This is a genomic window from Ruegeria sp. BC2 (assembly GCF_056539245.1).
Map to the genome: position 1 here is coordinate 1,426,917 of NZ_JBQFUQ010000001.1, position 12,123 is coordinate 1,439,039.

Consider the following 12,123-nt stretch of genomic DNA (forward strand, 5'->3'; position numbering starts at 1 on the left):
ACTTGGTGATCACGGCTTGCCTTGCGGCAAGCCTGATGCCAGCATTGCTGCAACAAAGATCAAAGAACACGACACCGAGCACGCTGAAGAGCAGGACCGCCCGAATTGACCCAAGCGCCGCGCATTCGCCCCCTCAAGCCCGAAGACCGGCCGAGCTGGGACTTGTTGTGGCGGGCATATCTTGAATTCTACGAAACGGTCTTGCCCGACGAGGTCTACGACAGCACGTTTGCGCGCCTGCTGGGGGATGATCCGCAGGACTTTTCATGCCTTGTGGCCGAGTTGGACGGCGAATTGATCGGGCTGACCCACTTCCTGTTTCACCGCCATGCCTGGAAGATCGAAAACGTCTGTTATCTGCAGGATCTCTATGCCAGCCCGCATGTACGCGGCACCGGTGTCGGTCGAGCGTTGATCGAGGCCGTCTATGCCGAAGCCGATCGAAAAGGCGCGCCCGATGTCTATTGGTTGACGCAAGAGTTCAACCATACGGCGCGCCAGCTTTATGACCGCGTCGGCCAACTGACGCCTTTCCTCAAGTATCGGCGTCCATGAAACGTCTGGCTGGCATATTTCTTGGCTTTGTCCTTGCCGGCTGCAGTTCGGTCGACCGGATTGAGTTGCCCGATGAAATCAAGGTGACCGAGGCCGCGGCACCGGTGACTCAGGCTTTCGGCACGCCACGTCCTTTCCCGCCGGCCCGGTCGAATACGAACATCGCGGCGGATTTCGTGGAGCTGCATTTCTCGCTGGAAAGTGGCACTGCCCTGCCGGTGTTCACGCGGTTCGAGGGTCCGATCACAGTTCGGCTGACGGGTGCCCCTGCCCCCACGATGCAATCCGACCTGACGCGTCTGCTGACCAGACTGCAGCGCGAAGCCCGGATCGACATCCGCCAGGTCAACGATGGGCAGGCCAACATCACGATCGAAGCAGTGACCCAGCGCCAGATCCAGCGGCTGCTGCCGCAGGCCGCGTGTTTCGTCGTGCCCAACGCGTCCAGCCTCGAGGAATACAATCGCGACAAGCGCAAGACCAAAAGCAGTTGGCGCGCACTGCGCAGCCGCGAGCGATTGGCGATCTTCATTCCCAACGATGTCAGCCCCCAGGAAATGCGGGATTGCCTTCACGAAGAACTTGCACAGGCGATCGGGCCTCTGAACGACATGTACCGCCTGCCGGATTCGGTCTTCAACGACGATAATTTCCACACTGTCCTGACCGGGTTCGACATGCTGATCCTGCGCGCGACCTATGTGCCGGAGCTTCAGACCGGCATGACCCGGGAACAGGTGGCGCAGGTCATACCCGGGGTCATCGCCCGCCTGAACCCGCGCGGCGCCAATCTGCCCGTCCAGCCAATCTCGGAGACCCCGCGTGAATGGATCGACGCCGTGCAACTGGCGGTCGGCAAGGGCCGAGCCTCGCCGCGGCAAATGCGGGCCATCGACCGCGCGATGCGGATCGGCCGAGAGCAAGGTTGGACCGATCACCGCCGGGCGTACCCTCATTATCTGAAGGCCCGTTTGGGTGAATTCGACGCCCCCGAGGAAGCGCAGCGCGAATACGCCATCGCCTTGCAATACCTGCGCGCGACCCCCGGAACCGAGCTTCAGCGCGCGCATATCACGGTTCAGACGGCGGCCTATGCCCTGACCCAAGGGCGCGGCCCCGAAGCCCTGCCGGACCTCGACCGGGCCATCGCGACGATGACGCGGGCCGAAAACGCCTCGATGTTGGCGACGCTGCTGCTGCTGAAGGCCGAGGCCCTGAAGCAGGCCGGCAAACCCGAACAGGCACGCTCCGTCAGACTGGACAGTCTGGGGTGGGCGCGCTACGGGTTTGGCTCGGAATTGGTGGTCAGCTCGTTGATGCAGGACGTCGCGCTAGGGGCCCCGTAACATCGCAAAAGGCGGATGACGAACACATGCTAGTGGTTGTGGGAATGGCGGTCCTGGGGGCGGCTCTGGGCGCGCTGACGGCACGAAAACGCAAAGGCAGCGGCGCGGATATCGCCCAATATGCGGCCGGCTACGGCATTGCATTTGCATTGGCGGGGCTGGCCATTTCGCTTGTTCTGGTGCGGGTGATAGGCTGAGCCGATGTTCATCCCCTTTTTCGAAAACCTCAGAAAAGCAGGCATCCCCGTCTCGTTGCGGGAATACCTGACTTTTCTGGAGGGGATGAAAAAGGGGCTGGCCACCTACGACATCGAGGCGTTCTACTACCTCGCCCGTGTCTCGATGGTGAAGGACGAGCGCAACATCGACAAGTTCGATCGCGCCTTTGCCGCCAGCTTCGAAGGGCTGTCCGAGATCACCTTCGATCAGGTGCTCGAGGCCGTGGACATCCCGGCCGAGTGGCTGGCCAAGATGGCCGAGAAGCACCTGTCAGACGAGGAAAAGGCTGAGATCGAAGCGCTTGGCGGTTTCGACAAGCTGATGGAGACGCTGCGCGAGCGGCTGAAGGATCAGCAAGGCCGCCACCAGGGCGGCAACAAGTGGATCGGAACGGCGGGCACCTCGCCCTTCGGCGCTTACGGCTACAATCCCGAGGGCGTGCGCATCGGCCAGAAGGAAAGCCGCCACCAGCGTGCGGTCAAGGTCTGGGATAAGCGCGAGTTCCGCAATCTGGACGACACGGTCGAACTTGGCACCCGCAACATCAAGGTCGCGCTGAAACGCCTGCGCCGCTGGGCCCGTGAGGGCGCCGCCGAAGAACTGGACCTCGACGGCACCATCCGCGCCACGGCCGAGCACGGATACCTGGACGTCAAGACCCGGCCCGAACGGCACAATGCGGTCAAGGTGCTGCTGTTTCTCGATGTGGGCGGCTCGATGGACCCGCATATCAAGGTGGTCGAGGAATTGTTCTCGGCCGCGCGGTCCGAGTTCAAGCACCTGGAATATTTCTATTTCCACAACTGCCTGTACGAAGGCGTCTGGCGCGACAATCGCCGCCGGTGGGATGCGCAGACCCCCACGCATGAGGTGCTGCGGACCTACGGCCCCGACTACAAGTGCATCTTCGTGGGTGATGCGTCGATGTCGCCTTACGAGATCGCCTATCCCGGCGGCGCCAACGAGCACTGGAACGCCGAGGCCGGGCAGGTCTGGCTGCAGCGCGCGCGCGAACAGTGGACGTCGAACCTGTGGATCAACCCGGTGCCCGAGAAATACTGGGAATACACCCATTCCATCGGCATGATCCGCGAGATCTTCGAAGACCGGATGGTGCCGATGACGCTGGCCGGGCTGGAACGCGGCATGCGCGAGCTGACGCGATAGCGCCAGCCCGGCTTTGCTTTTATCCGGCGATTGCCTGAATTCCCAGGAACAGCAGACCTGACAGCAGGGCCGCCGCGGGCACGGTGATCACCCAGGCCGCGATGATCGTCAGGAAATGCGACCGGCGCACCAGCTTGCGGCGGCGGCGCTCTTCGGGGGCCAACACCGGGCGTTCCGGCACAGCGCCGCGCGCCTTGATCAGGCGCCGCTCGGCGTCCCATTCCCGGAAGAACCCGACACCGAACACTGCGCCCACGGCGATGTGGGTCGAACTGACCGGCAGGCCAAGCCAGCTGGCCACGATCACGGTGATCGCCGCCGACAGCGCCACACAATAGGCGCGCATCGGGTTCAGCTTGGTGATCTGGCTGCCGACCACCCGGATCAGCTTGGGCCCGAACAAGAACAGACCGAACGAAATGCCGAAGGCGCCGATGATCATGACCCAGGGCGGAATGTTCACCGCATGGGTGAAATCACCCACCGCCGAAGCCTGAACGATGGCGGCCAGAGGTCCGACGGCATTTGCCACGTCATTGGCCCCATGCGCAAAGCTGAGCAGCGCCGCCGAAATGATCAGCGGGATGCCGAACAGGATCTTCAGCGACTTGTTGCGGTTCTCCAGCCCTTCGGCCTGACGGCGAATGACAGGAATCGTCGCCATCCAGATCAGCACTCCGCTGACCAGACCGATCACCAGGGCCGTCTGCAGGTTGATCTTGAACAGATGTTTCAGGCCTTTCAGCGCAAGGTACGAGGCAAACGCCCCGGCCATGATGCCGACCAGAACTGGAACCCATTTGCGCGCAGCGGCGATCTTGTCGTCCTGGTAGATGATCCGCGCCTTGATGAGCCACAGGAATCCGGCAGCGATGATGCCGCCCAGAAGCGGCGAGATGACCCAGCTTGCAGCGATCTGGCTCATCTTGACCCAGCTGACCGCGCCGAACCCCGCCGCCGCGATCCCTGCCCCCATGACGCCCCCCACGACCGAATGCGTGGTCGAGACCGGAGCGCCAACCCAGGTGGCCAGGTTGATCCAAAGCGCAGCAGACAACAGCGCGGCCATCATGGCCCAGATGAAGACGGTTGCCGTTCCCATGCTTTCGGTATTGATGATGCCCTTGGCGATGGTCGAGACCACGTCTCCACCCGCGATCAGGGCGCCGGCGCTTTCGAAAACTGCGGCAATCGCGATGGCGCCGCCCATGGTCAGGGTGTTCGCGCCCACCGCCGGGGCCATGTTGTTGGCCACATCGTTCGCCCCGATGTTGAGCGCCATGTAGGCTCCGAACATGGCCGCAATCACGACGATCATCGTGTTGCTGGCCTGTCCGAACAACAAAGCAGCCGTGATCCCGGCGATCACGATGAACACGAAGGCGATGCCCGATCCGACGAACGGCCGCCCGACCTGCGCCGTTGCAACCTCGAGGCGGGAAAACCGCCGCAGGTCACGATCCAGTGTTTCAAGGTGCCGGGCTTCTAAATCATTGTTGGCCATTTGTCCCTCTTGCAAAGCGCGCGCTCGCACAGCGTGCGCCGTGCCCTAGAAGGCTTTTGCCTTCATTTCAACCTTTGAAATATGGAAACTGCGATCTGACGCCGCGCGATTTCCGTCTCACGAACTGCCCCAGGTCGCCCATGTTGCCCGAAAGTGATGAGGAACGACTTGCCCCCGCATCCCGATCCGCCCATATCTGAGATATGTTGCGTCTGACCCCAATTCTGCTGGCGATCGCCTATGCCATTGTGATGTATCGGATTTCCGTCTGGCGCACCCATCGCGAGCTGGATGCGAAGTCGACCGAACTGGCTGATCCCGAGTTGAAGCGTATGACCGACCGCCTGGCCGCCGCCTTGGATGTGGCGCGCGTGCCGGTCTATATCTATGAAATCGACCCGGTGAACGGGCTGGCCGCACCGGACGGGCGCATTTTCATCACCCGAGGCTTCTATCGCAAGTTCCGCAACGGCGAGGTCTCAGCCGAGGAGATGGCCAGCGTCATCGCGCACGAGCTGGGACATGTTGCGCTGGGCCACGCCCGGCGGCGGATGATCGATTTTTCCGGTCAGAACGCGATGCGGGCGGCGCTGATGATGCTGCTCAACCGGTTCATTCCCTTCATCGGCGCGTGGATCGCAAATGCGCTGACCGCGCTGCTGGCCTCGCGCCTGTCGCGGGCGGACGAATACGAGGCGGACGAATACGCAGCCGCCCTGCTGACCAAGGCCGGAATCGGGATCGGGCCGCAGAAATCCCTGTTTCACAAGCTTGAGGATCTGACCCAGCAGCGGGCGGGCGTGGTTCCGGCCTGGCTGATGAGCCATCCCAAGACGGACGAGCGGATTGCCGCGCTGGAGGCCCTTGAACAACGTTGGGAGCGTGGCTGAGGGTCAGAGTGCGAGAGGCCACACTCTCGCGATATTTGGAGCCAGGGGAAGAGGTCAGGCCGCCAAAGCCTTGCCGAGACGCGGCAGGCGGGCTTTTTTCATCAATGCGCGCAGAGTCCATCTGTCGCCCGACAGACGGTTGGCTTCGGTTAGGACCGATTGAGCCACCTCTTCGACACTGCTCGGGTCACTCTGCCAGATGCCGTGAAGGAAGCTGTCGGGGTCGATACGCGCAAGGCCCTCTTCCGCCAGAATATTCCTTGGAAAGTCTTTGGCATTCACGGTGATGATCGTGTCGGCTGAAGCGGCGACTGCGGTGGCCAGCACATGGGTGTCGGCCGGATCGGGCAGCCAGAGTCGCTGTTCGAGGCCGGGTGCCTCGGGGCGTTCGGCCTGCGGCCAATGTGCCTGCACCAGCGCGATTTCGGCCCGGGCCTGCGCCTCGCCCTCGGGTCCGAGTTTGCGGGCGGCGCGGGCCCATTCCTCGAGGATGCGAGCCGACCAGAGCGGGGTGAAATGGCCCCGCGTGGCCATGCCCAGCAGCATCTCGCGCATCACCGTCGGATAGATGACGCAGGTGTCAAGAACCGCCTTCACAGCCGGTAGAACACGGATTTCAGATAGCCGCTCTCGGCCAGCTGCGGCAGTTGCGGATGGTCGGGTCCGGCAAAGCCGGTGTGGATCATCTGCGCCTGACGCCCGGCCCGACCGATACCGCGGGCACAGGCCTCGCGAAAGCGGGTCAGGTCGGCGGCATGCGAGCAGGAACACAGGCCCAGATACCCCCCCGGTTTGACAAGCGGCGCGGCCAGGCGGGCGATCCGCTCATAGGCCCGCAGCCCGGCATCCAGCGCCTGTTTCGACGGCGCAAAGGCCGGCGGATCGCAGATGACCACGTCGAACTGCGCACCGTCCTCACCCAGCTGGGTCAGAACGTCGAAGGCATCGCCCTGTCGGGTTTCAAAGCGATCACCGAAGTCCGATGCGGCGGCGCCCTGCTCGGCCAGAGTCAGCGCGGCGGCCGAGCCATCGACCGACAGCGCGTGGTCGGCGCCACCGGCCAGCATGGCCAGACCAAACCCGCCCACGTGGCTGAACACATCCAGCACATGCGCGCCGGGCCCCGCCAGCCGGGCGGCAAAGGCGTGGTTGGGGCGCTGGTCGTAGAACAGCCCGGTTTTCTGGCCCCCGGTCAGGTCGGCCATGTAAGTTGCGCCGTTCATCGGAACGGGCAGCGGGGCATCGGGCGCGGTGCCGCGCAGGGTCTGGCTCACGTCATCCAGACCTTCCAGCCCGCGGGTGCGGCCCGAGGCGTTCTTGAGCACAGTCGTCACCCCCGTCACCGCGACGAGCGCGTCGGTCAGAAGGTCCAGGTGCGCTTCGGCCCAGGCGGCGTTGGGCTGGATCACGCAAGCGTCGCCGAACCGATCGATGATGACACCAGGAAAACCGTCGGCCTCGGCATGGACCAGCCGGTAGAACGGCGCATCGAACAGCCGTTCGCGTAGGTCGAGCGCGCGGCGCAGGCGGGTTTCGAACCACCCGGCATCCAGCTGCGCCGACAGGTCGCGATCCAACACCCGGCACATGATCTTGGAATCCGGGTTCACTGCCACCAACGCGATCGGGGCGCGTTTGTCATCCTCAAGCACGGCCAGCGCACCCGGCGCGATCTTGCGGGTGCGCCGGTCGGTGACGATGTCATTGGCATAGACCCAGGGAAAGCCGTGGCGCAGACCGCGCGCGTTGGCTTTAGGTTTCAAACGGATTCTGGGGCGGTCGGGCATGTCGGCATGGGTCATGGCGCCCTCATAGTCGCGATTGCGCGGGCAGAAAAGCCCCTCTGGCGATCCGTCAGCGTTGGCGCGCCCGCCAGCCGCCGCGCCGGCGCGGAGCCTGCGCGGTGTCCAGCCCTTCGCGCAGAACCTGTGTCATGGGATGGTCGGCATCCTGTGCGGTATAGACAGCATGCAACTCGGTCAGCGCCTGCTTCTGGTCGCGCCCGTCCGGCAGGCTGAGCGCCCAATCCAAAAAGATGCTGCGGCACTCGGGCAGCGTGATTCCGTCGATGCGATAGGCCTCGCGGATCAGGCCCTTGGGGTCGTTCGGGTCGTCACTGCGCGCCATCCGCACTCTCCTTGATCACCGCGCCGATCACTTCGGCTGCGGCAGCATAGCTGTCCTGCAAGGCGGACTGTAACTGCTCGACCTGCTCGAATCCGGTCGCCCGGCACAGAAAGGCCGTGCCCCCCTGCCCAATCTTGTCGGCCTCGATCACCTTGCCCGACAGTAGCCGCGCCGCGCATTGCACCGACCAGCATAGGTCATATGCGTCCTTCAACACCTGCGCCTGAGCGACATCCAAGAGACCCGCAGCGACCGCTCCGTCCAAGCCCGAGTCGACGTCGCGCTGTGGCGCTCCGGACAACAGTGCGCCGGTTTCGGCCATCAGTTCGATATCCAGCAGACGGCCGGGGCCGTTCTTGACATCCCAGACACCGGCGGGCGATTTCGCGGCCGCGAGGCGTGCGCGCATGTCGGACACTTCGCGCAGGACCTGATCCTTGTCGCGCGGGCGAGACAGGAATTGCGTGCGGAAAGCTTCGAAATCGTCTGCCAGATCCGTGTTGCCTGCGACTGCACGCGCGCGGGTCAAGGCCAGATGCTCCCAAACCCAGGCTTCCTCTTGTTGGTAATGAGTGAAGCTGGCCCAGCTTGTGGCGACTGGCCCCTGATTGCCGGACGGCCGCAGTCGCATGTCGACCTCGTACAACCGTCCTTGCGCCATCGGTGCCGACAGGGCGGTAATCAGCGCCTGTGTAAAGCGCGCATAGTAGGTTCGCGTGGCCAGTGGCTTGAGGCCGTCGGACATGTCCACCGCTTGCGGGTCGTAGATCACGATCATGTCCAGATCGGATTGCGAGTTCAGCCGAGCGGCCCCCAACGACCCCATGCCCAGCACCACAGCGCCACGCCCTGGGGGGGAGCCGTGCTTCTGCGAAAACTGCCGCTCTACGCAGGGTAAGATCGCGGCGATGACAACCTGCGCGAGGTCCGCGTATTGCCGCCCGGCCTGCAACCCGTCGATCAGACCGCGCAGGTGGTGCACACCGATACGGAAATGCCATTCCTTGCACCAGCGCCGCGCCAGATCCAGCTGCGTTTCATAGTCCGACTCAGCCGCCAGCGCGTGGGACAGTTCAGCCTGCAAGGCGGACTGACCGGGCCAATCGGCAAAGAAGCTGCCACCGATCACCGCGTCAAACACCTGCGCATTGCGCGACAGATGCGCGGCCAGCGCGTGCGAGGTGCCTACGATGTCGACCAGCAGGTCGATCAGATGCGGGTTGGCTTCGAACAGCGAAAACAGCTGCACACCGGCGGGCAATCCAGCCAGAAACCCATCCAGCGCGAGCAGCGCCTCGTCGGGACGGGCGGTCTTGGCCAGCCGGGCCAGCAATTCGGGTTTGAGCCGCTCGAAAATGCGCGCGCCCCGTTGCGACCGCAGCGCGGGATAGGTTGTCCACCGGGCCAGAACGCCGGCGTCGAACTCGACCGGGGGCGCTGCGGTCGGCGCGGGGCCGGCGCCGGGTGCGAAAAAACCCTCGGTCAGCTCGTGCACCTCGGTCAGGCGGCGGGTCAGATCGGCCGTCAGCTCGGCGCTGGTGGTGCCCATCAGGCAGGCGATGCGCTCGATCCCGTCGGGCGACTGCGGCACCTTGTGGGTCTGCGCGTCATGCACCATCTGGATGCGGTGCTCGACCTCGCGATGGGCGCGGTAATGGTCGGTCAGCTTGTCGGACACGTCCTGCGGCACCCAGCCCTTGGCCGCCAGCGCCGCCAGCCCCGGCACTGTGCCGCGCACCCGCAGGTCGGGGTCGCGGCCCCCGGCGATCAATTGTCGCGTCTGGGTAAAGAACTCGATTTCGCGAATGCCGCCCTGCCCCAGCTTCATGTCATGGCCGGGGATCGTCAGAGCCCCACCGGTGCCCTTGTTCTCGCGGATGCGCAGGCGCATGTCGTGGGCGTCCTGGATGGCGGCGAAATCCAGATGGCGGCGCCAGACAAAGGGGCGCAGGGTTTCCAGAAACCGCTGCCCGGCGGCGATGTCACCGGCGCAAGGGCGGGCCTTGATATAGGCGGCACGCTCCCATGTGCGGCCCAGGCTTTCGTAATAGCGCTCGGCCGCCTCGGTCGCCATGCAGACGGGGGTGACCGCAGGATCGGGGCGCAGCCGCAGATCGGTGCGGAACACGTACCCATCTGCCGTCTTGTCGCTGAGCGTAGCGCAGAAATTGCGCGTGGCCCGCACCATGCCCTGCCGCGCCTCATAGAAATCGTCGGGATCGTACCGGGTTTCGTCGAACAGCACGATCAGGTCGATATCCGAGCTGTAGTTCAGTTCGTGCGCGCCCATCTTGCCCATCGACAGGATCACCATCCCGGCGGCGGTCTCGACGTCGTCTTCGGTCATGCCGGGCAGCTTCTTGCGCCGGATCAGCGCCGCGATCTCGGCCTTGGCCGCGATATCCACGGCAAGCGCCGCAAAGTCGGTCAGCGCCGTCGTGACCTGCTCGAGGTTCCAGGCTCCGGAAAGGTCGGCCAGGGCCGTCAGCAAGGCAAGCCGATGCTTGGCCTGCCTCAAGCCCGGTTTCAACTGGTCAGGAGCCAACGCGCGCGCGTCGTCCATGATCTGCGCAAGGGCGTGCTGCGGCCGATCCAGCGCCGGGGCCAGCCAATTGCGCTCACGGTCGATCAAGCTCTTGAGGTACGGGCTGCTGCCTGCGGCACCGGTCACCAGTTCGGACTGATCAGCGGTCAGATCCGGCACTGCGGCGCAGGCTTCTCGCCCCAGTTCGGGGTCGTAGGGGCGCGGGACGCGGCGAATGGTAAGATTGTCGGTCATGGGCGAATTCCGGTCAGGTAACCTCGACCGGAGTGTCCTGGCTGAAGGTATTGATCCAGCCATCATCCCGGCGTTGCCACAACGAAGAAATTAGCATCGCCTCGCGCGCGGACGCGCCCGGCCGCTGATAGTCCGCCCGGTAGGACAACAGGACGATATCCGCGGTCAGAACGCGCAATTGCACCGCGCTCAACTCATATGACTCCATGGTCGGGCTGTCTGCGAACTGACCCACATGATCGTCGCGATTGGCGAAACCGGATGGGTAGACGCCCAGAAAATCGGCGCTCAGCAACGCCCAGTCCGCCTGCGCATCACCCTCGACCAAAGCGGTCCAGACCTGCTGCTCCAGGTTCAGGATTTCTTCAAGCGTCGGGACGGCCTTGTCGTTGTGCGTGTTCATGCCCGCACGTTGCGCAGGATCAGAACTGCCGTCAACCGGGGCACTAAATGTAAATCTTTTTCACATCGCCCCTTGCATCCGGGCCGGGCCACCCCATCTAGACCAATGTGAACACAATTTACATCAACCTGGAGAGCCCAAATGACCGCATTGTCCGAACACGCCGTCCCCCGCAACCCGGGATGGTTGCACCGTGCAGAGGCCTGGCTAGACGACAAGGGCAAAGGCGCCTGGATCGCTGCCATGGTCCTTGGTTTCATCTTCTTCTGGCCCGTTGGCCTAGCCCTTCTGGCCTATATGATCTGGAGCAAACGCATGTTTAGCAAATCCTGCAGCCGCCGCCATTCCTGGCACAGTCACATGAGCGCGATGAAGCCCTCGGGCAACAGCGCATTCGACGCCTACAAGGCCGACACGCTGGCCCGCCTGGAACGGGAACAACAGGATTTCGAAGCCTTCCTGCACCGCCTGCGCGAAGCCAAGGACAAGGCCGAGTTCGACCAGTTCATGAACGAACGCGCTCAGGAGAATACGGCGGACGACAAGGACGAAACCGCCTGATACCCTACCGCCCTGCCCCCTCTCTGTGGGACAGGGCAAACCTCAACAACCGACCGGAAATTCCTTCATGTCTCATCTGCCCGACCCGGATCGTCAGCCGGACTTCTACAAATCCGTGGCGATCAAACGTTTCTTCGCGTGGCTGTTTGATATCGCCTTCATTTCGCTGCTGTGCACGGTTGCCATTCTGCTGACCTTCGGCATGGGCCTGTTCGTCATCGCGCTGATCTATGCGGTCGTCAGTTTCATCTACCGCGTCGTCACTATCGCAAACGGGTCTGCCACGCTGGGTATGCGCTTTATGGGGATCGAACTGCGCGACGCATTTGGCGAACGCATGGATACCGGCAAGGCCGTCGCGCATACAGCCGGTTACTTTGTCAGCATGGCGTTTCCGATCCTGCAGATCATCTCGGTCATCATGATGCTGACCAGTGCCCGCAACCAGGGCCTGACCGATGCCTTCCTCGGCACCGTGATGCTGAACCAGCGCGCCTGACACGGCCCGTTTCTGGGACTTGGCGACCCCAGAAACGGTTGCTATCATCGGCCCCGAGGAAACACGGGGCCTT

At 63.7% G+C, this 12,123-nt stretch carries 13 protein-coding genes; 7 read left to right on the forward strand and 6 right to left on the reverse strand.

Annotation, left to right across the window (positions count from 1 at the left end; all coding sequences use genetic code 11):
* Positions 1 to 105 precede the first annotated feature (105 nt).
* From ACR0CU_RS07035 to ACR0CU_RS07050, 4 genes are read left to right on the forward strand one after another with little or no spacing between them, the layout of a single operon-like run.
* Positions 106 to 555 (forward strand): GNAT family N-acetyltransferase, encoded by a 450-nt coding sequence (locus ACR0CU_RS07035; protein ID WP_170338202.1) that lies wholly within the window; start codon positions 106 to 108, stop codon positions 553 to 555.
* Positions 552 to 1,901 (forward strand): DUF2927 domain-containing protein, encoded by a 1,350-nt coding sequence (locus ACR0CU_RS07040; RefSeq protein WP_480642710.1) that lies wholly within the window; start codon positions 552 to 554, stop codon positions 1,899 to 1,901. Before ACR0CU_RS07035 ends, ACR0CU_RS07040 begins: the two co-directional genes overlap by 4 nt.
* A 26-nt stretch (positions 1,902 to 1,927) precedes the next feature.
* Entirely contained in the window at positions 1,928 to 2,098 is a 171-nt protein-coding gene (locus tag ACR0CU_RS07045) for a hypothetical protein (RefSeq protein ID WP_170338198.1), read from the forward strand.
* Between the two features lie 4 nt (positions 2,099 to 2,102).
* Positions 2,103 to 3,287 (forward strand): vWA domain-containing protein, encoded by a 1,185-nt coding sequence (locus tag ACR0CU_RS07050; protein WP_170432190.1) that lies wholly within the window; start codon positions 2,103 to 2,105, stop codon positions 3,285 to 3,287.
* Positions 3,288 to 3,306: 19 nt separating this feature from the next.
* Here the strand turns inward: ACR0CU_RS07050 and ACR0CU_RS07055 are convergent, their stop codons facing one another.
* A complete protein-coding gene (locus ACR0CU_RS07055) occupies positions 3,307 to 4,791 on the reverse strand; it encodes an inorganic phosphate transporter (protein ID WP_480642713.1) in 1,485 nt (494 codons plus the stop codon).
* 203 nt (positions 4,792 to 4,994) lie between these two features.
* On the opposite strand from ACR0CU_RS07055, the gene ACR0CU_RS07060 reads away from it, so the two are divergent.
* On the forward strand, positions 4,995 to 5,681 hold the full coding sequence (locus ACR0CU_RS07060) for a M48 family metallopeptidase (protein ID WP_093962334.1): 687 nt from the start codon (positions 4,995 to 4,997) through the stop codon (positions 5,679 to 5,681).
* A gap of 54 nt (positions 5,682 to 5,735) precedes the next feature.
* Here ACR0CU_RS07060 and ACR0CU_RS07065 read toward each other — a convergent pair whose 3' ends face one another.
* From ACR0CU_RS07065 to ACR0CU_RS07085, 5 genes are read right to left on the reverse strand one after another with little or no spacing between them, the layout of a single operon-like run.
* Positions 5,736 to 6,278, reverse strand: coding sequence for an RSP_2648 family PIN domain-containing protein (locus ACR0CU_RS07065; protein WP_170446441.1), 543 nt, complete (start codon positions 6,276 to 6,278; stop codon positions 5,736 to 5,738).
* A complete protein-coding gene (locus ACR0CU_RS07070; protein ID WP_170446443.1) occupies positions 6,275 to 7,483 on the reverse strand; it encodes an RSP_2647 family RNA methyltransferase in 1,209 nt (402 codons plus the stop codon). Before ACR0CU_RS07070 ends, ACR0CU_RS07065 begins: the two co-directional genes overlap by 4 nt.
* A gap of 52 nt (positions 7,484 to 7,535) precedes the next feature.
* The gene (locus ACR0CU_RS07075; protein WP_170338699.1) at positions 7,536 to 7,808 is read right to left on the reverse strand and encodes a hypothetical protein; all 273 of its coding nucleotides are present in this window, start codon (positions 7,806 to 7,808) and stop codon (positions 7,536 to 7,538) included.
* Positions 7,795 to 10,587, reverse strand: a complete 2,793-nt coding sequence (locus tag ACR0CU_RS07080) for a [protein-PII] uridylyltransferase family protein (protein WP_170446445.1) — start codon at positions 10,585 to 10,587, stop codon at positions 7,795 to 7,797. Before ACR0CU_RS07080 ends, ACR0CU_RS07075 begins: the two co-directional genes overlap by 14 nt.
* Positions 10,588 to 10,600: 13 nt before the next feature.
* Positions 10,601 to 10,990: a DUF4440 domain-containing protein gene (locus ACR0CU_RS07085; RefSeq protein WP_480642715.1), complete on the reverse strand. Its 390-nt coding sequence runs from the start codon at positions 10,988 to 10,990 to the stop codon at positions 10,601 to 10,603.
* 141 nt (positions 10,991 to 11,131) lie between these two features.
* Between ACR0CU_RS07085 and ACR0CU_RS07090 the strand changes: the two genes are divergently transcribed.
* Together ACR0CU_RS07090 and ACR0CU_RS07095 are read left to right on the forward strand one after the other, a co-directional pair.
* Positions 11,132 to 11,551 (forward strand): DUF2852 domain-containing protein, encoded by a 420-nt coding sequence (locus ACR0CU_RS07090; protein WP_170338185.1) that lies wholly within the window; start codon positions 11,132 to 11,134, stop codon positions 11,549 to 11,551.
* A 67-nt stretch (positions 11,552 to 11,618) separates the two neighbouring features.
* Entirely contained in the window at positions 11,619 to 12,050 is a 432-nt protein-coding gene (locus ACR0CU_RS07095) for an RDD family protein (RefSeq protein WP_093962341.1), read from the forward strand.
* Positions 12,051 to 12,123 lie beyond the last annotated feature (73 nt).